The organism is Pseudomonas sp. LPH60, assembly GCF_030718165.1.
Classification (GTDB): Bacteria; Pseudomonadota; Gammaproteobacteria; order Pseudomonadales; family Pseudomonadaceae; genus Aquipseudomonas; species Aquipseudomonas danubii.
Genome location: NZ_JAVAJH010000001.1, coordinates 1,019,150 through 1,041,666, shown reverse-complemented (window position 1 = coordinate 1,041,666; position 22,517 = coordinate 1,019,150). Strand labels below are relative to the sequence as shown.

At 64.5% G+C, this 22,517-nt stretch carries 18 protein-coding genes; 10 read left to right on the top strand and 8 right to left on the bottom strand.

Translation table 11 applies throughout. The annotated features are described in order from the left end of the window. Positions 1–14: 14 nt before the first annotated feature. The 3 genes from Q8O96_RS04760 to Q8O96_RS04750 form a co-directional block, all read right to left on the bottom strand. The gene (locus Q8O96_RS04760; RefSeq protein WP_305948454.1) at positions 15–566 is read right to left on the bottom strand and encodes a hypothetical protein; all 552 of its coding nucleotides are present in this window, start codon (positions 564–566) and stop codon (positions 15–17) included. Positions 567–699: 133 nt separating this feature from the next. Then, positions 700–1,977, bottom strand: a complete 1,278-nt coding sequence (locus Q8O96_RS04755; protein WP_305948453.1) for a Zn-dependent hydrolase — start codon at positions 1,975–1,977, stop codon at positions 700–702. A gap of 225 nt (positions 1,978–2,202) precedes the next feature. Further along, complete coding sequence (locus Q8O96_RS04750) at positions 2,203–3,690, bottom strand: NCS1 family nucleobase:cation symporter-1 (protein ID WP_207167623.1); 1,488 nt, start codon at positions 3,688–3,690, stop codon at positions 2,203–2,205. Positions 3,691–4,311: 621 nt separating this feature from the next. Between Q8O96_RS04750 and hydA the strand changes: the two genes are divergently transcribed. From hydA to preA, 3 genes are all read left to right on the top strand, one after another. Next, positions 4,312–5,751: a dihydropyrimidinase gene (gene hydA, locus Q8O96_RS04745; RefSeq protein ID WP_115582248.1), complete on the top strand. Its 1,440-nt coding sequence runs from the start codon at positions 4,312–4,314 to the stop codon at positions 5,749–5,751. A 574-nt stretch (positions 5,752–6,325) separates the two neighbouring features. Beyond that, positions 6,326–7,693: an NAD(P)-dependent oxidoreductase gene (locus tag Q8O96_RS04740; RefSeq protein WP_305948515.1), complete on the top strand. Its 1,368-nt coding sequence runs from the start codon at positions 6,326–6,328 to the stop codon at positions 7,691–7,693. Further along, on the top strand, positions 7,694–8,968 hold the full coding sequence (gene preA, locus Q8O96_RS04735; RefSeq protein ID WP_108543106.1) for an NAD-dependent dihydropyrimidine dehydrogenase subunit PreA: 1,275 nt from the start codon (positions 7,694–7,696) through the stop codon (positions 8,966–8,968). 350 nt (positions 8,969–9,318) lie between these two features. Here preA and Q8O96_RS04730 read toward each other — a convergent pair whose 3' ends face one another. Continuing rightward, positions 9,319–9,939, bottom strand: a complete 621-nt coding sequence (locus tag Q8O96_RS04730; protein ID WP_102864410.1) for a TetR/AcrR family transcriptional regulator — start codon at positions 9,937–9,939, stop codon at positions 9,319–9,321. Positions 9,940–10,203: 264 nt separating this feature from the next. On the opposite strand from Q8O96_RS04730, the gene Q8O96_RS04725 reads away from it, so the two are divergent. The 3 genes from Q8O96_RS04725 to copD are packed head-to-tail and all read left to right on the top strand — an operon-like array spanning position 10,204 to position 11,918. Continuing rightward, positions 10,204–10,638 carry a GNAT family N-acetyltransferase gene (locus Q8O96_RS04725; RefSeq protein ID WP_060838856.1) on the top strand — a complete coding sequence of 145 codons (435 nt, stop codon included), beginning with the start codon at positions 10,204–10,206 and terminating at the stop codon, positions 10,636–10,638. 32 nt (positions 10,639–10,670) lie between these two features. Further along, positions 10,671–11,039 (top strand): copper homeostasis periplasmic binding protein CopC, encoded by a 369-nt coding sequence (gene copC / locus Q8O96_RS04720; RefSeq protein ID WP_207167622.1) that lies wholly within the window; start codon positions 10,671–10,673, stop codon positions 11,037–11,039. A gap of 3 nt (positions 11,040–11,042) precedes the next feature. Beyond that, a complete protein-coding gene (copD, locus tag Q8O96_RS04715; RefSeq protein ID WP_305948452.1) occupies positions 11,043–11,918 on the top strand; it encodes a copper homeostasis membrane protein CopD in 876 nt (291 codons plus the stop codon). Between the two features lie 185 nt (positions 11,919–12,103). Here the strand turns inward: copD and Q8O96_RS04710 are convergent, their stop codons facing one another. Both Q8O96_RS04710 and Q8O96_RS04705 read right to left on the bottom strand, forming a co-directional pair. Next, positions 12,104–13,234, bottom strand: coding sequence for an HlyD family secretion protein (locus tag Q8O96_RS04710; protein WP_115582244.1), 1,131 nt, complete (start codon positions 13,232–13,234; stop codon positions 12,104–12,106). Further along, a complete protein-coding gene (locus Q8O96_RS04705) occupies positions 13,231–14,886 on the bottom strand; it encodes an MFS transporter (RefSeq protein ID WP_110653438.1) in 1,656 nt (551 codons plus the stop codon). Before Q8O96_RS04705 ends, Q8O96_RS04710 begins: the two co-directional genes overlap by 4 nt. A 217-nt stretch (positions 14,887–15,103) precedes the next feature. On the opposite strand from Q8O96_RS04705, the gene dapF reads away from it, so the two are divergent. Then, positions 15,104–15,898, top strand: a complete 795-nt coding sequence (gene dapF / locus Q8O96_RS04700) for a diaminopimelate epimerase (RefSeq protein WP_305948451.1) — start codon at positions 15,104–15,106, stop codon at positions 15,896–15,898. Positions 15,899–15,904: 6 nt separating this feature from the next. Here the strand turns inward: dapF and Q8O96_RS04695 are convergent, their stop codons facing one another. After that, positions 15,905–17,389, bottom strand: coding sequence for a DASS family sodium-coupled anion symporter (locus Q8O96_RS04695; RefSeq protein WP_102864404.1), 1,485 nt, complete (start codon positions 17,387–17,389; stop codon positions 15,905–15,907). 244 nt (positions 17,390–17,633) lie between these two features. Here Q8O96_RS04695 and Q8O96_RS04690 point away from each other — a divergent pair, with 244 nt between their 5' ends. Both Q8O96_RS04690 and Q8O96_RS04685 read left to right on the top strand, forming a co-directional pair. Next, positions 17,634–19,256 (top strand): methyl-accepting chemotaxis protein, encoded by a 1,623-nt coding sequence (locus Q8O96_RS04690; RefSeq protein WP_102864589.1) that lies wholly within the window; start codon positions 17,634–17,636, stop codon positions 19,254–19,256. Positions 19,257–19,390: 134 nt separating this feature from the next. Beyond that, on the top strand, positions 19,391–20,593 hold the full coding sequence (locus Q8O96_RS04685; RefSeq protein WP_250330446.1) for an HD-GYP domain-containing protein: 1,203 nt from the start codon (positions 19,391–19,393) through the stop codon (positions 20,591–20,593). Positions 20,594–20,596: 3 nt separating this feature from the next. On the opposite strand, the gene bkdR is transcribed toward Q8O96_RS04685, so the two are convergent. Then, positions 20,597–21,085, bottom strand: a complete 489-nt coding sequence (bkdR, locus tag Q8O96_RS04680; RefSeq protein ID WP_060838848.1) for a Bkd operon transcriptional regulator BkdR — start codon at positions 21,083–21,085, stop codon at positions 20,597–20,599. Between the two features lie 196 nt (positions 21,086–21,281). Here bkdR and Q8O96_RS04675 point away from each other — a divergent pair, with 196 nt between their 5' ends. Continuing rightward, positions 21,282–22,517, top strand: a complete 1,236-nt coding sequence (locus Q8O96_RS04675; protein WP_102864402.1) for a 3-methyl-2-oxobutanoate dehydrogenase (2-methylpropanoyl-transferring) subunit alpha — start codon at positions 21,282–21,284, stop codon at positions 22,515–22,517.

Below are 22,517 nucleotides of genomic sequence, written 5' to 3'. Positions count from 1 at the left end.
GCGACCGACCACCCCTAACGGTCACAAGGCTTGGAACCGCCGAACTCGGTTTTGCGCAGGCAGAAGAAGCCGTTTTTCTTCAAGGTCAGCGGTGCCACGGCGCAAGGCAGCACGGCCTGATTGACTTCGATCGACACCCGCTCGCCCTGCAACTCGCGCTCGTCCAGCCGCAGCTCGCAACTGCCCGCCTGGTCGCCTGCCGCGTAGCCGATTTGGCTGATCACCCGGTTGTCCAGTTTGATCACCAGGGGGTTCTGCGCCGCCGAACAGGCCGAGAGGCTGGGGTGGCGGGCGTTGATGCTCAGATGGTTGTCATCGCCGGTGGCCGCCGGGACCAGGGGGATGAACAGCAGCGACATCAGATGGTGGGACGGCGCGGAGGTCAGCTTCACATACAGCGGCTCGGGGCCGCAGGCCAGCTTGAACGAGGTGCCCTGGTCATAGCTTCCCTTGCTGGCGTCCTGCCAACCGCCGAGGCTGTCGGCCTTCCAGTCGTGGCCCCATTTGTAATCGATACACCCCCCCAGGCTCAGAGCCAGGGCCAGACAAAGCGCCATCCTGTGCATAGTCGACATCCCGTGCGAAAAGTTCGCCAGTGTACGCCAGCCGAGCACCTGACGATGCGCCTGACGATGCGCCTTGCCGGCGAAGGCGTCGGCGGCCCACCTCTGGCGGGCCCCTTCGCCGGCAGGCCGACTCCTAAGGTTGGCGCTGGGCGATGGATTGGGAGGCAGCGAGCATGGCCCGCAGCAGCACGGCGCAGCCGGCGGCCAGGTCGTCGGGGTCGGCGTTTTCGATTTCGTTGTGGCTGATGCCGCCTTCGCAGGGCACGAAGATCATCCCCGCCGGGCCCAGCTCGGCGACGAAGATCGCGTCGTGCCCGGCGCCGCTGACGATGTCCATGTGGGACAACCCCAAGCCCTGCGCGGCTCCGCGCACGGCGTCGACACACACCGGGTCGAAGTACAGCGGCGGGAAGTCCGCGGTGGGGGTCAGTTCGAAGCTCAGGCCGTGCTCTTCGCAAGTGTTGTCGATCACCTGGCGCACCTCGGCAATCATCGAATCCAGGCGCGCCGGCTCCAGGTGGCGGAAGTCCAGGGTCATGCGCACCTCCCCCGGAATCACGTTGCGCGAGCCCGGGTAGGCTTGCAGGCAGCCGACGGTGCCGCAGGCGTGGGGCTGGTGCCCCAGGGCGGCACGGTTGACCGCCGCCACCACCGCGGCAGCGCCCACCAGGGCGTCCTTGCGCAGGTGCATGGGGGTCGGGCCGGCGTGGGCTTCGACCCCTCGCAGCTTGAGGTCGAACCACTTCTGGCCGAGGGCGCCCAGCACCACACCGATGGTCTTGCGCTCGTCTTCCAGGATCGGGCCTTGCTCGATGTGCGCCTCGAAATAGGCGCCCACCGGGTGCCCGCTGACCGGGCGCGTGCCGGCGTAGCCGATGGCGTTCAGCGCCTCGCCGACGCTGATGCCCTCGGCGTCGGTCTTGGCCAGGGTGTCCTCTAGGGTGAATTTCTCGGCGAACACCCCGGAGCCCATCATGCACGGCGGGAAACGCGAGCCTTCTTCGTTGGTCCACACCACCACTTCCAGGGGCGCCTCGGTCTCCAGCTTGAGGTCATTGAGGGTGCGCAGCACTTCCACCCCGGCCAGCACGCCAAAGCAGCCATCGAACTTGCCGCCGGTGGGCTGGGTGTCGATATGGCTGCCGGTCATCACCGGTGGCAGCTGCGGATTGCGCCCGGGGCGGCGGGCGAAGATGTTGCCGATGCCGTCCACCGTGACCGTGCAACCGGCCTCCTCGCACCACTTTACGAACAGGTCGCGGGCCTGGCGATCGAGGTCGGTCAGGGCCAGACGGCAGACCCCGCCCTTGACCGTGGCGCCGAGCTGGGCCAGTTGCATGAGCGACTGCCACAGGCGGTCGCGGTTGATGTGCTGATGGCTGGATTGCAGAACCTCGACGGCAGCGTTCATGGTGATCTCCTCAGGCATTTCTTCTGATTTTGTCGGGGGATGCATGACGCAATCACCCGGGATAACGGCCTAGCAACAATCGGTAGGAGCAGGCCGGGCGGTGTTGCGCTTGCCGGCGAAAGGCCGCGCAAGATGTGCGTCGCCCGTGCCGACGTCTTCGCTGGCAAGCCAGCGCCTACAAAAAACCGCGCGTATGTGGTGAGCACGTGAGCGCTGGCTGGGTGTTCATGTTGGGGTCTTGGCGGTCGCCACCTGGGTGCTGCGCCAGGTGCACAGGCCGTAGTAGATCAACCCGCCCAGGGCCGAACCGGTAAACCAGCCGTAGCTGTAGAACCAGTTGAAGGCGCTGCTGCCCAGGGACATCAGGGTCAGGGCCACCGGTACGCCGAAGGCGATGAAACCGTGCCAGTTCCATGCCGGGTAGACGTCGTCGCGGTACAGGCCGGCCAGGTCCAGGCGCTGTTTCTTGATCAGGAAATAGTCCACCACCATGATCCCGGCGATCGGCCCCAGCAGGCTGGAGTAGCCCAGCAGCCAGTTGGAATACACCGTCTCCAAGCTGACGTCGGAAATCAGCAGGCCGAGCTTTTTCAGCAGTTCGTGGCCCATCAGCGCCAGCCCCACCAGGCCGGTGAGGATCACCGCGGTGGTGCGGCCGATCAGCTTGGGCGCCAGGTTCTGGAAGTCGTTGGTGGGCGAGACGATGTTGGCCGCGGTGTTGGTGGACAAGGTGGCGATGATGATCAGCGCCATGGCCAGGGCTACCCAGCCCGGGCTCTGGATGTGGCCGATCAGGCTCACCGGATCGGATACGGTGACGCCCACCAGCTTCACCGAGGCGGCGGTCATCACCACCCCCAGGGCGGCGAACAGGAACATGGTCAGCGGCAGACCGAAAATCTGCCCGAGGATCTGGTCCTTCTGGCTCTTCGCGTAGCGGCTGAAGTCGGGAATGTTCAGCGACAAGGTGGCCCAGAAGCCGACCATCGCCGTGAGCCCGGCCATGAAGTAACCCGTGACGCTGGCGCCCTCGGGACGCTTGGGCGCGATTGCCAGCAACTCAGTCAGCGACACGCTGGGCAAGGCCCACACCAGCAGGCCGATGCCCACCGCCACCAGCAGCGGCGCAGACAATGTTTCCAGCCACTTGATCGACTCGGCGCCGCGCAGCACCACCCACAGGTTGAGGGTCCAGAAGATCATGAAGCCGATCACCTCACCGGTGCCGCCCAGGGCCTTCCAGCCCTCGAAGATCGAGCCCAGGAACAGGTGGATCGCCAACCCGCCGAACATCGTCTGGATGCCGAACCAGCCGCAGGCCACCAGGGCGCGGATCAGGCACGGCACGTTGGAGCCGATGATGCCGAACGACGAGCGCAGCAGCACCGGAAACGGAATGCCGTACTTGGTGCCGGCAAAGGCATTGAGGGTCAGGGGCACCAGCACCACGATATTGGCCAGCAGGATCGCCAGCAGCGCCTCGCCGACGCTGAGGCCGAAGTAGGCGGTCAGTACCCCGCCCAGGGTGTAGGTGGGCACGCAGATCGACATGCCGATCCACAGTGCGGTGATGTGCCATTTGTTCCAGGTGCGTTCCTGGACCTTGGTTGGTGCGATGTCGTGGTTGTAACGGGGGCTGTCGAGCACGTCGCTGCCGGCGTCCAGCTCGTACAAGCCTTCGCGCTCGGTCACCTGGGATCTGATCTGTTGCATGGCCGCTCCACTGTTGTTCTGATTATTTTGCTCATCAGGCCAGCGCACCCAGGAACAGTGCGCCGGACGATGGCCGGAGAACTGACGACTTCCGCCCTCCTGGCCAGCGATCTGCGGCGGCACTCAATAAAGATGCCAACTAAGGCCGAACTCGCTACTGCACAGTGTGCGAAATCCATGTAAACAACTGATACCACTCAGTTTTATTCAACCAACTTTGCAGCCCTCGGTTAGTTGCCAACTCACTCAGGCCGGGTGTTTGGCAAGTTGTCCGTTTGGTCAGGACCCAAAGCAGTGCACGTTAATTTTCCAAGTTATCGATTAGTCTTTCTCGCGACTCCTCAAGCAGCTGATTTGACATAGGAAATCTCGACTATTTTTCGATCCTGTCAAGTGCGTCAAAATGGTGATGAGCCGCACCATTTTGCGGATTTGTATTATTTATCCTTATTTTTCAATAAGTTAAATAGAATATAAGCTTATATAAAATATTCTTGCTGTTTCTTTGAACTCCGGCTAGCTTCTAATCCTGACACTGCTGACAGGATTATTAAGTTGTCAGCGCGTTCAATAAAAAAGTTAGAACCGGCACCAGTCGGTCATGCCTGCGAGGAACTCGGAATGTCTCTGTTGATCCGTGGCGCCACCGTTATTACCCATGATGAAAGTTACAAAGCCGATGTACTCTGCGCAGGCGGTCTAATTCGCGCCATCGGCAACAATCTGGATATTCCCGCCGGCTGTGAAGTACTCGACGGCAGCGGCCAGTACTTGATGCCCGGCGGCATCGATCCCCACACCCACATGCAACTGCCCTTCATGGGCACCGTGGCCAGCGAAGACTTCTTCAGCGGCACCGCGGCGGGTCTTGCAGGGGGCACCACCTCGATCATCGACTTCGTGATTCCCAACCCGCAGCAGTCGTTGCTGGAAGCCTTCCACCAGTGGCGCGGCTGGGCCGAGAAATCCGCCAGCGACTACGGCTTCCACGTGGCCATCACCTGGTGGAGCGAACAGGTGCGCGAGGAAATGGCCGAGCTGGTGCAGCACCACGGCATCAACAGCTTCAAGCACTTCATGGCCTACAAGAACGCCATCATGGCCGCCGACGACACCCTGGTGGCCAGCTTCGAGCGCTGCCTGGAACTGGGCGCGGTGCCCACGGTGCACGCGGAAAACGGCGAGCTGGTGTACCACCTGCAGCGCAAGCTGCTGGCCCAGGGCATCACCGGGCCGGAAGCCCACCCGCTGTCGCGGCCCTCGCAAGTGGAAGGCGAGGCCGCCAGCCGGGCGATCCGTATCGCCGAAACCCTGGGCACGCCGCTGTACCTGGTGCACGTCTCGACCAAAGAGGCGCTGGACGAAATCACCTACGCCCGCAGCAAGGGTCAACCGGTCTACGGTGAAGTGCTGGCCGGCCACCTGCTGCTGGACGACAGCGTGTACCGCGACCCGGACTGGCAGACCGCCGCCGGTTACGTGATGAGCCCACCCTTCCGCCCTCGTGGCCACCAGGAAGCGCTGTGGCACGGCCTGCAATCGGGCAACCTGCACACCACCGCCACCGACCACTGCTGTTTCTGCGCCGAGCAGAAAGCCGCCGGCCGCGACGACTTCAGCAAGATCCCCAACGGCACCGCCGGCATCGAGGACCGCATGGCCGTGCTCTGGGATGAAGGGGTCAACAGCGGACGCCTGTCGATGCAGGAGTTTGTGGCCCTGACCTCCACCCACACCGCGAAGATCTTCAACCTCTACCCGCGCAAGGGCGCGATCCGCGTCGGCGCCGATGCCGACCTGGTGCTCTGGGACCCGCAAGGCACGCGGACCATCTCCGCCAAGACCCACCACCAGCAGGTGGACTTCAACATCTTCGAAGGCAAGACCGTGCGCGGCGTGCCCAGCCACACCATCAGCCAGGGCAAGCTGGTGTGGGCCGACGGCGACCTGCGAGCCGAACGCGGCGCCGGTCGCTACATCGAACGCCCGGCCTACCCGGCGGTGTTCGATCTGTTGAGCAAGCGCGCCGAGCGGCACAAACCGACCGCCGTCAAACGCTGACCCCGGAATGCCCCAATGCCAATCCACGCTCTGTGTAGCCGCTGCCGCAGGCTGCGAACGAGCGGCACGCTCGCGGCGTTCTTGAGGCCAGCAGAGGATTGGCGGGAGACCGTCAAGCAAGGCCCTGCGGGCCTTTTCGCAGCCTCGCAGGCTCGGCAGCGGCTACAGGGACTGCGGGGATCGGGGCTTCGTGTAGCCGCTGCCGCAGGCTGCGAACGAGCGGCACGCTCGCGGCGTTCTTGCGGCCAATAGAGGGTTGGCGGGAGATCGTCAGGCAAGGCCTGCGGGCCTTTTCGCAGCCTCGCAGGCTCGGCAGCGGCTACAGGGACTGCGGGGATCGGGGCTTCGTGTAGCCGCTGCCGCAGGCTGCGAACGAGCGGTACGCTCGCGGCGTTCTTGCGGCCACCAGAGGATTGGCGGGAGATCGCCAAGCAAGGCCCTGCGGGCCTTTTCGCAGCCTCGCAGGCTCGGCAGCGGCTACAGGACAGCAGGATGGCAGGACGACAGGACAGCTAGCAGTTTCGTGAACACCCATGCCCGTCAGAGGCAGATGAAAAACCGTGAGGCCAAAACCGTGATCAAGACCTTGAACCACTTGCCCCACCCGACCCTGGACGGCGCCACCCTGGCCGGCCATTTCAGCGATCTGGCGCCACCACTCAACGCCCGCCAGGCCCATCTGGAAGCCTCGCGCTGCCTGTATTGCTACGACGCGCCCTGCGTCAACGCCTGCCCCAGCGAGATCGACATTCCTTCGTTCATCCGCAATATCCACACCGACAACGTCCAGGGCGCGGCGCAGAAGATTCTCTCGGCCAATATCCTCGGCGGCAGTTGCGCCCGGGTCTGCCCCACCGAAATCCTCTGCCAGCAGGCCTGCGTGCGCAACAACGCCCAAGAGTGTGCGCCGGTGCTGATCGGCCTGCTGCAACGCTATGCCCTGGACAATGCGCACTTCACCGAGCACCCGTTCCAGCGCGCCGCGCCCACCGGCAAGCGCATCGCCGTGGTCGGCGCCGGCCCGGCGGGTTTGTCCTGCGCCCACCGCAGCGCCCTGCACGGCCACGACGTGGTGATTTTCGAAGCCCGGGAAAAAGCCGGTGGCCTCAACGAATACGGGATCGCTAAGTACAAGCTGGTGGATGACTTCGCTCAGCAGGAGCTGGAGTTCCTGCTGGGCATTGGCGGCATCGAGATCCGCCACGGGCATAAACTCGGCGCCAACCTGAGCCTGAGCCAACTGCATCAGGAGTTCGATGCGGTGTTCCTCGGCCTCGGGCTGGCCGCCAGCAAACAGCTGGGGCTGGAGCATGAAGACGCCCCCGGGCTGCTGGCCGCCACCGACTACATCCGCGAACTGCGCCAGGCCGACGACCTCAGCCAACTGCCCCTGGCCGACCGCTGCATCGTTCTCGGCGCCGGCAACACCGCCATCGACATGGCGGTGCAAATGGCCCGCCTCGGCGCCCGGGACGTCAACCTGGTGTACCGCCGGGGCGTCGAGGACATGGGCGCCACCGGGCACGAGCAAGAGATCGCCAAGGCCAATCAGGTGCGCCTGCTGACCTGGGCCGCACCGCAACAGGTGCTGCTGGATGATCAGGGCCGGGTGCGCGGCATGCGCTTCGTTCGCACCCGAATGCTGGAGGGACGTTTGCAACACACCGGGGAAACCTTCGAGCTGGCGGCCGACGCGATCTTCAAGGCCATCGGCCAGTCGTTCGACGGCGGTGCCCTAGCCGATCCACTGGCGCGGGAACTGCAGCGTTGCGGGGAACGTATCCAGGTGGACGAACAGCTGCGCACCAGCATTCCCGGGGTCTACGCCGGCGGCGATTGCGTCAGCCTCGGCCAGGACCTGACCGTGCAGGCGGTACAACACGGCAAGCTGGCCGCAGAAGCCATGCATGCCCAACTCATGCTCAATGTGGAGGCTGCGTAAATGGCCGATCTATCGATTGTCTTTGCCGGTATCAAGGCCCCCAACCCGTTCTGGCTGGCCTCCGCACCGCCCACCGACAAGGCCTACAACGTGGTCCGTGCCTTCGAGGCCGGCTGGGGCGGCGTGGTCTGGAAAACCCTGGGCGAGGACCCGGCGGCGGTCAACGTCTCGTCCCGTTATTCCGCGCATTTCGGACCGAACCGCGAGGTCATGGGCATCAACAACATCGAGCTGATCACCGACCGTTCCCTGGAGATCAACCTCAAGGAAATCACCCAGGTGAAGAAGGACTGGCCGGATCGCGCCTTGATCGTGTCGCTGATGGTGCCCTGCGTCGAGGAATCCTGGAAAGCCATCCTGCCCCTGGTGGAAGCCACCGGCGCCGACGGCATCGAGCTGAACTTCGGCTGCCCCCACGGCATGCCGGAACGCGGCATGGGCGCGGCGGTGGGCCAGGTGCCGGAGTACGTCGAGCAGGTGACCCGCTGGTGCAAGACCTACTGCTCGCTGCCGGTGATCGTCAAGCTGACGCCCAACATCACCGACATCCGCATGGCCGCCCGCGCCGCCCACCGCGGTGGCGCCGATGCGGTGTCGCTGATCAACACCATCAACTCCATCACCAGCGTCGACCTGGAGCGCATGGTGGCCCACCCGATGGTGGGCAGCCAGAGCACCCACGGCGGCTACTGCGGCTCGGCGGTCAAGCCGATTGCCCTGAACATGGTGGCCGAGATTGCCCGTGACCCGCAGACCCGCGGCCTGCCGATCTGCGGCATTGGCGGCATCGGCAGCTGGCGCGATGCGGCGGAGTTCGTGGCCTTGGGCTGCGGTGCGGTGCAGGTGTGTACGGCGGCGATGCTGCATGGCTTTCGCATCGTCGACGAGATGAAGGACGGCCTGTCGCGGTGGATGGACAGCCAGGGCTACCACAGCCTGCAGGACTTCTCCGGGCGCGCGGTGGGCAACACCACCGACTGGAAGTACCTGGACATCAACTACCAGGTGATCGCGAAAATTGACCAGGAGGCGTGCATTGGTTGCGGCCGTTGTCATATCGCCTGCGAAGACACCTCACACCAGGCAATTGCCAGCATCCGCCAGGCCGACGGCACCCACACCTATCAAGTGATCGACGACGAATGCGTGGGCTGCAACCTGTGCCAGATCACCTGCCCGGTGCAGGACTGCATCGAAATGGTGCCCCAGGACACGGGCAAACCCTTCCTCGACTGGCAGCACGACCCGCGCAACCCCTACCGCGAAGCCGTGTAACACCGCACCACTTGTAGCCGCTGCCGCAGGCTGCGAACGAGCGCTACGCTCGCGGCGCTCGTGAGGCTAACAGAGGATTGGCGGGAGATCGCCAGGCAAGGCCCTGCGGGCCTTTTCGCAGCCTCGCAGGCTCGGCAGCGGCTACAGGGATTGCGGGGATCGGATGGTTTCGTGTAGCCGCTGCCGCAGGCTGCGAACGAGCGGTACGCTCGCGGCGCTCGTGAGGCCAACAGAGGAGTGGCGGGAGACCGTCAAGCAAGGCCCTGCGGGCCTTTTCGCAGCCTCGCAGGCTCGGCAGCGGCTACAGGAATTGCGGAGGGTCGGGGGGGTCGTGTGGCCGCTGCTGTTGCTCAGGGCTCCAGGCCGATGCCGCGCAGGATGACGCTGGTGACAGTCTGCACCGCGCGTTCGAATTGCAGGTCCGACAGCGGCTGGTGGTCGTTGAGGATCATCACCTGGTGGTCGAAGTCGGCGTAATGCTGGGTCGAGGCCCAGATCATGTACAGCAGGCTCGACGGTTCCACGGGCATGATTCGTCCAGCCTCGACCCATTGGCGGATCTTCGCTTCCTTCATCTTCGCCCAGTCGTACAGGCTGGCATCCAGCGCCGCGCCCAGGGTCGGCGCGCCATGGATGATTTCGTTGGCCCAGACCTTGGAGCCGTAAGGCCGGCTGCGCGAATGCTGCATCTTGGCGCGGATGTAGCTGCTGAGCACCACCCGCGGGTCGTCGAACATCTCGAAGCACAGGGCGTCCTGCTTCCACAGGTCCAGCAGGTCCATGAGCACGGCGCTGTAAAGCTCGTTCTTGGTACTGAAGTAGTAATGCAGGTTGGAACGCGGCAGTTGCACTTCTTCGGCGATGTCGGCCATGGCAGTCCCGGCATAACCTTTTTCGGCGAAGATTTTCTCGGCCGCCAGGAGGATCTTTTCCACGTTGCTGCGACGAATCTCGATCTTGTGATTGCCCATGAGGGCTCCTACGAAAACAGTCTGCGGCAAGACTAGCATTCGCCCGGGTCTTGCGGGGGCTGTCAGGGCCGCGACATTGCGCGCCGCCGATGGGTCTTTCGCCGCCTGGCCGGATTGAGTAGGATCGGCCTCCCGCTCATTTGCAGCAGCCACTGCGGTGCTCCGTCCAGGCGTTAACTCGCGACACGGGCATACAGGTCTCTGCCCGAATGCCGGCCCTGCCCCACCGCCGGCCATCTGTCCTGTTACTGATGGAACACACTCATGACGATTCGCCCTCGCGTCGCTGCGGACGACGCCCTGCTGACCGCGCTCTGGGAGCGTTCGGTACGCGCCACCCATGACTTCATTGCTGAAGACGACATCCAGCGCCTGTACCCGCTGGTACGCGACAGCTACCTGCCGGCCCTTGAGACCTGGGTCTTCGAAAACCCCGACGCCAGCCCCGCAGGCTTTATCGCCACCAGCGACAACACCGTACAGATGCTGTTCATCGAACCGGCCCAACGCGGCCAGGGCATCGGTCGAACGCTTCTGGATCACGTTCGCCGTCCCGGCCTCAAGGTCGACGTCAATGAACAGAACCCACAGGCCCACGGTTTCTATCGTCACTACGGCTTCGTCGACTGCGGCCGCTCGGAAACCGATGGCGAAGGCCGGCCGTTTCCGATCATCCACATGCAGTTGCGCGATCGTTGAGCCCCTGCCCTCCATATAAAGGTAACCCTCTCATGTCACTGAAAAACCTCTTCACCACCACCGCCCTGCTCGCCTCGCTGCTGGGCGCCTCCTCGGTATTCGCCCACGCCCATCTGAAAAGCTCGAACCCGGCGGCCGACAGCAGCGTGGTTGCGCCCAACGAACTGCGCCTGATGTTCAGCGAAGGCGTGGAAGCGGCCTTCACTCAAGTGACGATCAGCAAGGACGGTGCCCCCCTCGCAGTGAAAAGCCTGGCCACCGAAGGTGCGGACAAGAAGACCCTGGTGGTCACCCCGGCCGCCACGCCGCTGCGCGCTGGCGAGTACAAGGTGGAGTGGCACGCGGTGTCGGTGGACACCCACAAGAGCGAAGGCAGCTACAGCTTCAAGGTGAGCCCGTAAGCCGTGGCGTCATGGCTGGTGCTGTGCCGCTTCGTGCACTTTGCGGTAGTGCTGATCCTGGTGGGGGCCTGGGTGTTTCGCCCGCTGTTGCTGGGCCGTGATTCAGCACAGAACGGCCATGGCGCCGTGCATCGACAGCTCGATCGGCTCAGCCGCTGGTTGACGCTGATCGGCCTTTGCAGCGGCCTGTGCTGGCTGTTGCTGATCACCGCCAGCATGGCCGGTTCCTGGCCGGCGGCGCTGGACCCAGCGACCGTGCAATTGGTGCTGGGCAAGACCTTCTTCGGCCAGGTCTGGACCTGGCACCTGCTGCTCAATCTGTTGTTGCTGGGGCTGCTGCTGACGCCGCTGGGTCGGCGCCTGCCGCTGCAACTGGGGCTCGGTGCCCTGCTCCTGGCCACCCTGGCTCCGGTGGGTCACGGCGCCATGCTCGATGGGCTGCAGGGGCAGTTGCTGATCCTCAATCAGATCGTGCACTTAAGCTGTGTCGCCATCTGGTTGGGGGGCTTGCTGGTGTTGTTGCTGGTGTTGCGCCAACCCGCGGGGCTGTCTGTCGAGCCCTTGTTGAAGCGCTTCAGCGGCGTGGGTTACGGGCTGGTCAGCGGCTTGCTGATCACCGGTCTGATCAACGTCCGGGTGCTCACCGGACAGTGGTGGCCGACGCCATTGTTCAGCGGCTTTGCCCTGATCCTGCTGATCAAGGTGCTGCTGGTGGCGGGCATGCTCGGGCTGGCGCTGTTCAATCGCCTGCGCATCCGCGGCTGCGACCAGCGCCTGTCGAGCCTGCGCAGCAGCGTGCAGGTGGAGTGGCTGCTGGGTGTGGCCGCCGTGGCCGCCGTTTCGTTACTGGGCACCTTGCCGCCGATGCAGGCGGCATAGCCTCCCGCGCACCGCGCCTCTGTAGCCGCTGCCGCAGGCGGCGAAAAGGTCCGCAGGACCTTCAGCGATCTCAAGGCCTCCCCCTCCTGGTCTGGAGCATCGCGGTGGAGCGCCATCCTTGGCGTCTGCTGCGCAGCCGGTCGCAGCCTGCGGCAGCGGCTACAGAGGATCCGCGGCGAGAGGGTTCAAGGCGTGACGGAGGTGTCGATGCTGACCACCACTGATAACCCTGGCCGCAACCGCTCCAACTCCGGCTGATCCGGGTCGACGCTGATCCGCACCGGGACGCGCTGGGCAATCTTGACGAAGTTGCCGGTGGCGTTGTCGGCCTGCAACAAGGCGAATTCGGAACCGGTAGCCGGGGAAATCCGCTGCACCTTGCCGCTGAATGTGCGGTGGTTCAGGGCGTCCACGGTAAAACTCACCGGCTGCCCGACCCGCACATTGTCCATCTGGGTTTCCTTCATGTTGGCCATCACCCACAGCTGGTTCGGCACCAGGGCCATGAGCTGGGCGCCGGAGTTGACGTAAGCCCCCAGGCGCACGCCGATCTGCCCCAGTTGCCCGTCGCGGGGCGCGAGGATGCGGGTGTTGGACAGGTCGATGCGCGCCAGCTCCACCGCGGCTTCGGCGCTGGCCACCGCCGCTTCCAGGGAGCCGCGGTTGACGATCACCGTCTGCAGGTCCTGGCGAGCGATGTCCAGTTGCGCCTGGGCCTGGGCCACGGCGGCGACGGTCTGGGCATTGGCCGCGCGGGTCACGTCCAGCTCACGCTGGGACACCGAACCGTCGGCAATCAGCGCCTGGTTGCGTTGCAGGTCGGCCGCGCTCTTGCGCGCCTGGGCCTGGCTGTCGACCAGAGCGGCCTGGCGCAGCTTGATCGTGGCTTCGGCGCTGTTGCGTTGCTGCAGGGCATTGGCCAGGGCCGCCTTCTGCACCGCCAGTTGCGCCAGGGACTGGTCCAGGCGCTGGCGATAGATGCGGTCGTCAAGGCGCACCAGCAGGTCGCCGGCCTTGACCTGCTGGAAGTCCTGCACCGGCACCTCGAACACATAGCCGCTGAGCTGCGGGCCGATAATGGTCACCTGCCCGCGCACCAGGGCGTTCTCGGTGCTTTCGATGGCGCTGGAGAACGGCGGCAGCTGCCAGGCGTAGAGCACGATCAGCACACCGACGATGGCGATGGCGGCAAAGCCCAGGGACGAGAGGATGCGCACCGCCAGCGGGCGCGGCTCGGTCGCCGGAAGACTCGGCGGGCCGTTAGGCTCGGGAGTCGAGGCGATGGCATTGGTGGTGGGGTTGACGGTTTCGCTCATGAAGTTGGGGCACCACTTTGTTGAACGGGAGCCGCGGGCGCGACCGCTCGGGTCGTGCTCATCAGCCACAGGCTGCGGATGAATATCCAGAGCATGGTGAGTACGGCAATCACCGCGATCAGCATGAATACATCGTTATAGGCCAGCACGTTGGCTTCGCGGGTGGCCGCACTGGCCAGGCTGCGAATGCCTTGCAGGGTGCGCAGGTCCGGGTCGGCGATGACCTTGCCGTAGGCCGCCGCGCCGCTCTGCACCCGGGCCAGGACCTGGGGATCGAGCAGGGTCAACTGCTCGACGATATGGCTGGAGTGATACTTCTCGCGCACGATCTGGAAGGTCCCGAGCAAGGCCGAGCCGATCAGCCCGCCGAGGTTCTGGCAGATGCCGAACAGCACCGAGAAGCTGACCAGATTGCGCGGGTTGGTCAGCACATTGCGGGTGCCCAGGACCATGGTCGGGCCGAGAAAGAAGGTGCCGCCAAAGGCCAGGAGGAACTGGCTGAGGTACATGTTGGCCGGGCGCGTGAGGTTGCTGGAGAAACTGTCCATCACCGAGCCCACGGCCATCAGCGCCAGGGAAATGACCAGCGGCATCAACAGGTGCGCCGGGTTGATGGTCAGCGCGCTGGTGGCCAGCCCGGCGATGCTGCCCAGCAGCATCACCCCGTAGAGCAGGCGCATCTGCTCGCTGCTCATGTTCAGCGCCTGGAGAAACCCCACGGCGCCGGTGGACTGTTCCGACAGCACCATGCGAATCAGGATCACCGCCAGGGCCAGGCGGATCATCGCCCCGCTGCCCAGCCAGCGGGTCATCAGCATCGGGTTGCTGCGGTTATGTTCGATGCAAAGCCCGGCCAGGATCAGCACGATGGAACCGGCACTGGCATAGCCGATCCACGGCGCTTCCAGCCACCAGTCGATGCGCCCCAGGGACAGCACCGCACACAGCAGGGCAACGCCTGTGGCGAGCAAGGCGAAGGTCAGGAAGTCGAGTTTCTCGAAGGTGCGAAAGCGGTCCCCCGGCGGCAGCTTGAGCAGGAACACGCAGCCCAGGGAGGTCAGCGCCAGGCCCAGTTCGAACAGGTACAGGCCGCGCCATTCGGCGATCTGCAGCAGGTCCTCGGAAAACAGCCGGGCCAGGGGCAAGGCCAGCTGCGAAGTACCCAGCCCCAGCACCAGGGCCTTGAGCCGCCATTTCGCCGGGAAGGCCTGGACCATGTAGTACAGGCCCAGGGAGCTCAGCGCCGCGCCGACCATGCCATGGGCCGCGCGCACGGCGATGGCCGAGCTCAGGTCGTTGACGAACAGGTGGCCGAAGGTCACCAGGGCGTAGAGCACCAGGAACACTTCGGTGAAGGCACGCAGGCCGAACTGCTGGCGAAACTTCACCAGCAGCAGGTTCATCGACACGTTGGTCATCACATAGGCGGCCGGCAGCCAGGCCATTTCCGCGGTGGTCGCCCCCAGCGCCCCTTGCAGGTACGGCAGATTGGCGATCACCAGCGAGTTGCCCAGGCCGCCGGTAATCGCCACCAGCAAGCCCACCAGGGCATAGGCCAGGCGCTTGTGGCCGGGGTGCAGCGGTGTCGAGGGGGAACCGGGCAAGCTGGGCTTTTCGTGGGGCTGCCAGTTGCGCGGGGCGTAGTGATCCATGCCGTGACCTTGTGCTGTACCGGCCGCTGTTGCAGCGCCCGGCGATGTTCGCGGTGCTCCGGCAGTGTGCCGGAAAAACCCGCCGTCCAGGCAGTGCCCAGGCTTGCAGGATGAATTTTATTTTAAGGCGCTGGCGCCGGTGGCGTTTTTTCGCAATCCTGCCCTCGCTGGCGCCCGGCGAAGCGGGCGTCGCCTGCCCTCGCCCACCGGAGCTCGCATGTCGCTGAACTTTGTCAAGATGCACGCCAATGGCGACGACTTCGTGCTGATCGATGCCCGTGGCCGCGACAACCCGATCACTGCCGAACGGGCCCGGGCCCTGGGCGATCGCCGACGCGGCATTGGTTTCAATCAGTTGGTGGTGCTCGGCGATTGCCACGAGAGTGCGGCGCAACTGACCTTCTTCAACGCCGATGGTTCCAGCCTGGACACCTGCGGCAGCGCCACCCGCGGCGCCGCCGACCTGCTGATGGAGGAAAACGGTGCCACCTCGGTGCAGGTGACAACCGCCCGCGGCCTGCAGCACTGCTTGCGCCTTGAGGATCAGTCGGTGTCCGTGGAAATGGGCCGACCATCGTTCGACTGGCGGGACGTCCCCCTGGCCCGAGAGCTGGACAGCCTGCACCTGCCGCTGCCAGGAACACCGGCGGCATGCAGCATGGGCAACCCCCATTGCAGTTTTTTCGTCGACGATCTGGAGCAACTGGACGTGGCCGCCCTGGGTCCCACGATCGAGAGCGACCCGCTGTTTCCACACAAGACCAATGTGCACTTCATCCAGGTGATCGACCGCCAGACCATCCGCCTGCGCATCTGGGAGCGCCATGGCGCCATCCCCCTGGGCTCCGGTTCCTGTTCCTGCGCGGCGGCGGTCAATGGCATCCGTCGCGGCTTGCTCGACAGCCCGGTGCGGGTGCTGTGCGACGGCGGGCCGGTGACGGTGAGCTGGGACGGCCAGGGCAAGGTGCGCCTGGCCGGCAGCGTGACCCGGGTGTTCAGCGGGTCACTGTGAAGGGCTCTACATCCAGCCCAGCCATTTCCACCAGGTCATGGCGAACACCAGCATCAACAGGTAGCCGATCAGCGTCACCAGCAGCCCGACCTTGGCGAACTGCCGGGCATTGAAGGTCTCGGTACCCAGGCAGACCATGTTCTGCGGCGCGTTGATCGGCAGGATGAAACCGTAGCTGACGACAAAGCCCAGGAGCATGGTCATGCCCAGGCGGCTGAACTCGCCCGGCAGGGTTTGCAGCACGGCAATCAGGATCGGCAGCAAGGCCGAGGTCAGGGCCGTGGCACTGGCGAACCCCAGGTGAATGAGAATCAGGAACGCCGCGAGAATCGCGAACACCGCCAACGGCCCGACCTGGTCCAGGCCGGTGTGGGCCACCACCTGCCCGCCCAGCCATTGCCCGGCCTGGGTGCTGAGCAGCGCCGAACCGAGGCTGATGCCGACCCCGAAGACGATCACCGTGCCCCAGGGAATGCGCGACTGCACGTCCTTCCAGGTCATGATGCCGACTCGCGGCAACAGCAGGATCACCAGCCCGGCGTAGGTGGTGGTCGTGGTGTCGAAGGGGTGCAGCTTGCCTTCGGTGGACCAGGCCAAAAGCAGCAACAGCGACACCGCCAACAGGCGCTTCTGCGGCCCGGTCATGGGCCCGATGTCCACCAGGGACTGGGCCACCGCTTCCTTGCCGCCGGGGATGCTGTCGGTTTCCGGCGGCAGCAGTTTGAGCACCAGCCACAGCAGCACCAGGGACATGATCAGCGCCCAGGGCGCGCCGGCGATCAGCCAGTCGAGCCAGGCCACGCGCTGGCCGAGCATCTTGTCCATGAAGCCCACGGTCAGCAGGTTCTGCGCCGCGGCGGTCTGGATCCCGACGTTCCAGATGCTGGTGCCCTGGGCCACCACGATCATCAGCCCGGCGGCGATATTGGAGCGCTTGTCGACGCCGAACGCGGCGATCACTCCCATCATGATCGGCACCACGCAGGCACTGCGGGCCGTGGCGCTGGGCACCAGCAGGCTGAGGAGGATGGTCACCGCAATGGCACCGATGAGGATGCGCCGGGTGCTGGTGCCGACCCGGGTCAGGGTCACCAGGGCGATGCGCCGGTCGAGGCCGGTGTGGGTCATGGCGGCGGCGATGAACAAGGCACCGGCCACCAGGGCCAGGGCCGAATTGGAGAACCCGGTCAGCGCCAGACTGATGGCCGCCGAGCTGCCATAGACCTGGGTCGGGTCCTGCAGGGTCGGCGCGGTGCCAATCAGGAACGCCATCAGTGCAGTGATCATGATCGCGCTGGCCTCGTAGGACACCGCTTCGCTGATCCACACCACCACCGCGAAGGCGAGGATCGCCAGCATCCGCTGGCCGGCCACCGGCAGGTCGGCGGGCAGTGGCAGAAACAGCACCCCGATCATGGCCAGCACGGCGATCAGCAATCCAATCGGTAGTACAGCCTTGGCCGCGGGCGCCGTTGTCGGAGGCGTAGTCATGGGCCTTTTCCTTTGCAATTGGAGAGGCGCCAAGCTTGCTACAAAACCGCCAAAAGCGCGTTGATAAAGGTCAAGCCGCGGGGTTGCCCGCCCTTGCGGCGACGCTAGGTTGAAGCGCGTTGGACGCAAAGAAATATTTTTACATCCCTACAGATTTTTCATCTCTTTGGAGTCACAGTGCTATCAGGGCGACAAGGAGTCGAAAAGCAATTGGCGGTATCACTCCAACCTGCAAGGTGCCTGTATGGTGACAAGAAACTTGAAACTGACGTCCAGGGCGCTCCTGAGTTTTGGCGCTATCTGTGTGCTAGTGGTCGGTCTGGGGGGACTGGCGCTGTGGAGAATGGGACAGATTCACGATGCTGCACTGGACCTGCGAAACAATTGGCTGCCCAGCGTCAGGCAAGCCACGAAAATCGAATCCTCCACCTTGCGTGTGCGCCTGGAGGCCCTGCACTACGCCACTGAAAGCGAAGCCCAGAAAGGCGCATCCCTGGACAAGCTGGGTAGCCTGAAAGCCACCCTGGCCCAGGCCATCAAGGACTACGAGCCGCTGGTGTCCAGCGCCGAAGAGAAAACCGCCTTTGATCAGGTCAAGCGCGGCGCCCAGGACTACCTGGACAAGCTGGCGGTGCTGATCGATGCCAGCAAGACCAACACCGCGCAGCAGAGCAGTGACTACATCAATCAGGTCACGGTGCCCCTGGCCAATGCCTTGCAAAGCGCCATCGAAGCCCTGATCGCGATCAACGAGAGCGGTGCCGCGCACTCGGCGACCCTGGCCGACCATCAGTTCGACAGTGGCCTGACCCTGACCTCGCTGATCATCGTCCTGGCGATTGTCCTGACCGTGCTCATCGCCACCCTGTTCACCCGCAGCATCACCCGCCCGGTACAATCGCTGCTGGCCACCACGCGCAAAATCGCCGAGGGCGACCTGCGGACCCAGGTGGAAGTCAGCGGCCAGGACGAACTCACCGACCTGCAGAAATCCACCCAGTCCATGCTCGACAACCTGAAGTCGACCATCCGCCAAATTGCCGACTCCTCGACCCAGCTGGCCTCCGCCGCCGAGGAAATGAGCGCCATTACCCGCGAGTCCAACGCCGGCATCCAGCAACAGAGCATGGAGACCGATCAGGCCGCCACCGCGGTCAACGAAATGACCGCCGCGGTGGAGGAAGTGGCGCGCAACGCGGTGTCCGCCTCGCAGTCGACCCAGGAATCCGAGCGCTCCGCCGGGCTGGGCAAGGAGCGGGTCGAGCAGACCATCCACTCCATCGAGAAGCTCACCGGCACCGTGGAAAACACCCGGGTGGAAATGGCCGGCCTGGCGCAACAGGCCCAGGACATCAGCAAGGTCCTGGACGTGATCCGCGCCATTGCCGAGCAGACCAACCTGCTGGCCCTCAACGCGGCCATCGAGGCCGCTCGGGCCGGCGAGCAAGGCCGTGGTTTCGCCGTGGTGGCCGATGAAGTGCGGGCCCTGGCCCACCGCACCCAGCTCTCGACCCAGGAGATCGAGCAGATGATCCAGGGCGTCCAGAACGGTTCGAGCAAGGCCATGCTGTCGATGCAGCAAAGCAGCGAGGATGCCAGCCAGACCCTGGCCATCGCCCACGAGGCCGGCGCCGCCATCGGCCATATCGCCCAGGCCATCAGCGAGATCAACGAACGCAACCTGATGATCGCCACCGCCTCGGAGGAACAGGCCCAGGTGGCGCGCTCGGTGGATCAGAACCTGATGAGCATCCGCGACCTGTCGCTGCAAAGCTCGTCCGCCGCCAGCCAGACGTCCATTGCCAGCAATGAACTGTCGTCCCTGGCGGTGAGTTTGAACAAACTGGTGGCACGCTTCTCCCTGTGAGGCGGGCCCAGGCCCGGTAAGACGTCAGGTAGAGAAAAGCGCTGGTGCTGTTAGCCGGCGATCCGGCTCCTACACGGGTCTGTAGGAGCCAGATGACCGGCAATGGCCGGCTGCCCTGGAAGGGAGTGTTGTTGATGCTGAAACTGATTTCGATCCATCAGTTGCAGATGGGCATGTACATCCATCAGTTCTGTGGCTCCTGGCTGGACCACTCTTTCTGGAAGGCTGGCTTTGTCCTCGACAGCCATGCCGACCTGCAACGCCTGCGAAGCTCCAACCTCAGCAGCCTGTGGATCGACACCAGCAAAGGTGGCGACCTGCCCGAGGCCAGTGCAACCACCACGCCGGACCTGCCGCCGACGGCACAACCAGCCACCGCTGCCACGCCCCGGGCCAGCATGGATGAGGAAGTGCAGCGCGCCCTCAAGCTCTGCGCCCACTCGCGCAAGGCGGTAATGGCGATGTTCCAGGAAGTGCGCATGGGCCAGGCCCTGGAGATGCAGCAAGCCGAGGATCTGGTGCTGCAGATCGGCCAGTCGCTGCTGCGTCATCCCGATGCGCTGATCAGTCTGGCGCGGCTCAAGAACGCCGATGACTACACCTACATGCATTCAGTGGCGGTCTGTGCGCTGATGCTGGCCACGGCGCGGCAATTGGGCTTGTCGGAGGACTATATCCGCCTGGCAGGCGTTGCCGGATTGCTGCATGACGTGGGCAAGCTGACCATCCCCGACAGCATTCTCAACAAGCCGCAAAAGCTCTCGGACACCGAGTTCGAACGGGTCAAGCTGCACCCCGAAGCCGGTGGCGCGATCCTGCGTCAAAGCCCCGATGTGGATGCGCTGGTTCTGGATGTATGCCTGCATCACCACGAAAAGGCCGACGGCTCGGGCTATCCGCACCGTCTGGCCGGCAACCAGATCAGCCTGTTCGCGCAGATGGGCGCGGTCTGCGATGTGTACGACGCGGTGACCTCCAATCGTCCCTACAACCGTGGCTGGGACCCGGCCGAAGCGATCCAGCGCATGTCCACCTGGAAAGGTCATTTCGATCAGCGGGTGTTCCAGGCCTTCGTCAAGAGCGTGGGTATCTATCCCGTCGGGGCCCTGGTGCGCCTGGAAAGCGGTCGCCTGGCGGTGGTGATCGAACAAAACCCAAAGTCGCTGCTGACGCCCAAGGTCCGGGTGTTCTTCTCCACCCGCTCCAACCTGCCCCTGGAACAGAACGTGGTCGACCTGGCCAAGATCCACGGCCAGGATCGCATCGTCGCTCGCGAAGCCCCGGAAGACTGGGAGTTCAAGAACCTGGATCGGCTCTGGAGCGGAGTCTCCGCCTGAGCCTCAGGTGCCCAGGGTCAGGCCGTTGGCCGGCAGTGGCAGCGCGGTCTTGTAGCGCACCTGCTTGAGGGCGAAGCTGGAGCGGATGTTGGCCACCCCGGGCACCTTGGTCAGAAAGTCCATCATGAAGCGTTCCAGGGACTGGATAGTCGGCACCAGCACGCGGATCAGGTAGTCCGGGTCGCCGGCCATCAGGTAGCACTCCATGACTTCCGGGCGGTCGGCGATGGCCTCTTCGAAGTGCTGCAAGGCCTCCTCCACCTGCTTCTCCAGGCTGACGTGAATGAACACGTTGACGTGCAGCCCCAAGAGGTCGGCATCCAGCAGGGTCACCTGCTCGCGGATCAGCCCCAGCTCCTCCATGGCCTTGACCCGGTTGAAGCACGGCGTGGGTGAAAGGTTCACCGAACGGGCGAGGTCGGCGTTGGTGATGCGAGCATTCTCCTGAAGACTGTTGAGAATGCCGATGTCGGTACGATCCAGTTTGCGCATGAGACAAAACAACCTGTTTTTTATGTTTATGCAGATTTTTTATCTGCAAATAACTTCCAGCGCAATGAAACAGAGATAAATATTCTTCTACGCCCGGCCTATGATGTTTGTAGGACAAAATTTCCCTTACCCAGGGAATGACTGTCAGCTAGCGCGCCCAATTACAAGAAATCCACAAGATCGAGCGTAGAAAGCCATGACCACCGCGTATGCACCGCTACGCCTGCACGTTCCCGAACCCTCGGGCCGTCCCGGCTGCAAGACCGACTTCACCTACCTGCGTCTGAACGACGCCGGCCTGGCCCGCAAACCTCCCATCGATATCGAACCTGCCGACTGCGCCGACCTGGCCCGCGGCCTGATCCGTGTGCTCGACGATCAGGGCAACGCCCTGGGCGACTGGGCCGACGACGTGCCGCTGGAAATCCTGCGCAAGGGCATGCGCGCCATGCTCAAGACGCGGATCTTCGACAACCGCATGGTGGTCGCCCAGCGCCAGAAGAAGATGTCCTTCTACATGCAGAGCCTGGGCGAGGAAGCCATCGGCAGCGCCCAGGCCCTGGCCCTGAACATCGACGACATGTGCTTCCCCACCTACCGCCAGCAGAGCATCCTGATGGCCCGGGAAGTGCCGCTGGTGGAGATGATCTGCCAACTGCTGTCCAACGAGCGCGATCCGCTCAAGGGACGCCAGTTGCCAATCATGTACTCGGTGAAGGAATCCGGGTTCTTCACCATCTCCGGCAACCTGGCGACCCAGTTCGTGCAGGGCGTGGGCTGGGGCATGGCCTCGGCGATCAAGGGCGATACCAAGATCGCCTCGGCCTGGATCGGCGACGGCGCCACCGCCGAATCGGACTTCCACACCGCCCTGACCTTCGCCCACGTGTACCGCGCGCCGGTGATCCTCAACGTGGTCAACAACCAGTGGGCGATCTCCACCTTCCAGGCCATTGCCGGCGGTGAAGCCACCACCTTCGCCGGACGCGGCGTGGGCTGCGGCATCGCTTCCCTGCGGGTCGACGGCAACGACTTCATCGCGGTCTACGCCGCCTCGCGCTGGGCCGCCGAACGCGCCCGCCGCAACCTCGGGCCGACCCTGATCGAGTGGGTCACCTACCGCGCCGGCCCGCACTCCACTTCCGACGACCCGTCGAAGTACCGTCCGGCCGACGACTGGAGCCACTTCCCCCTGGGCGACCCGATTGCCCGCCTCAAGCAGCACCTGATCAAGATCGGCCAGTGGTCCGAAGAGGAACACGCCGCGGTCAGCGCCGAGCTCGAAGCCCAGGTGATTGCCGCGCAGAAGGAAGCCGAGCAGTACGGCACCCTCGCCGGCGGCCAGATCCCCAGCGCCGCGACCATGTTCGAGGACGTCTACAAGGACATGCCCGAGCACCTGAAACGTCAACGCCAGGAACTGGGGGTCTGA

Bases quoted from the DNA above. Each gene is read 5' to 3' on its own strand.
- Q8O96_RS04695 (WP_102864404.1), bottom strand. From the start codon at position 17,389: ATGACTACGCCTCCGACAACGGCGCCCGCGGCCAAGGCTGTACTACCG.
- Q8O96_RS04750 (WP_207167623.1), bottom strand. From the start codon at position 3,690: ATGCAACAGATCAGATCCCAGGTGACCGAGCGCGAAGGCTTGTACGAG.
- Q8O96_RS04725 (WP_060838856.1), top strand. From the start codon at position 10,204: ATGACGATTCGCCCTCGCGTCGCTGCGGACGACGCCCTGCTGACCGCG.
- bkdR (WP_060838848.1), bottom strand. From the start codon at position 21,085: ATGCGCAAACTGGATCGTACCGACATCGGCATTCTCAACAGTCTTCAG.
- Q8O96_RS04755 (WP_305948453.1), bottom strand. From the start codon at position 1,977: ATGAACGCTGCCGTCGAGGTTCTGCAATCCAGCCATCAGCACATCAAC.
- Q8O96_RS04685 (WP_250330446.1), top strand. From the start codon at position 19,391: ATGCTGAAACTGATTTCGATCCATCAGTTGCAGATGGGCATGTACATC.
- Q8O96_RS04690 (WP_102864589.1), top strand. From the start codon at position 17,634: ATGGTGACAAGAAACTTGAAACTGACGTCCAGGGCGCTCCTGAGTTTT.
- copC (WP_207167622.1), top strand. From the start codon at position 10,671: ATGTCACTGAAAAACCTCTTCACCACCACCGCCCTGCTCGCCTCGCTG.
- preA (WP_108543106.1), top strand. From the start codon at position 7,694: ATGGCCGATCTATCGATTGTCTTTGCCGGTATCAAGGCCCCCAACCCG.
- Q8O96_RS04760 (WP_305948454.1), bottom strand. From the start codon at position 566: ATGCACAGGATGGCGCTTTGTCTGGCCCTGGCTCTGAGCCTGGGGGGG.
- Q8O96_RS04710 (WP_115582244.1), bottom strand. From the start codon at position 13,234: ATGAGCGAAACCGTCAACCCCACCACCAATGCCATCGCCTCGACTCCC.
- Q8O96_RS04730 (WP_102864410.1), bottom strand. From the start codon at position 9,939: ATGGGCAATCACAAGATCGAGATTCGTCGCAGCAACGTGGAAAAGATC.
- Q8O96_RS04705 (WP_110653438.1), bottom strand. From the start codon at position 14,886: ATGGATCACTACGCCCCGCGCAACTGGCAGCCCCACGAAAAGCCCAGC.
- dapF (WP_305948451.1), top strand. From the start codon at position 15,104: ATGTCGCTGAACTTTGTCAAGATGCACGCCAATGGCGACGACTTCGTG.
- hydA (WP_115582248.1), top strand. From the start codon at position 4,312: ATGTCTCTGTTGATCCGTGGCGCCACCGTTATTACCCATGATGAAAGT.
- Q8O96_RS04675 (WP_102864402.1), top strand. From the start codon at position 21,282: ATGACCACCGCGTATGCACCGCTACGCCTGCACGTTCCCGAACCCTCG.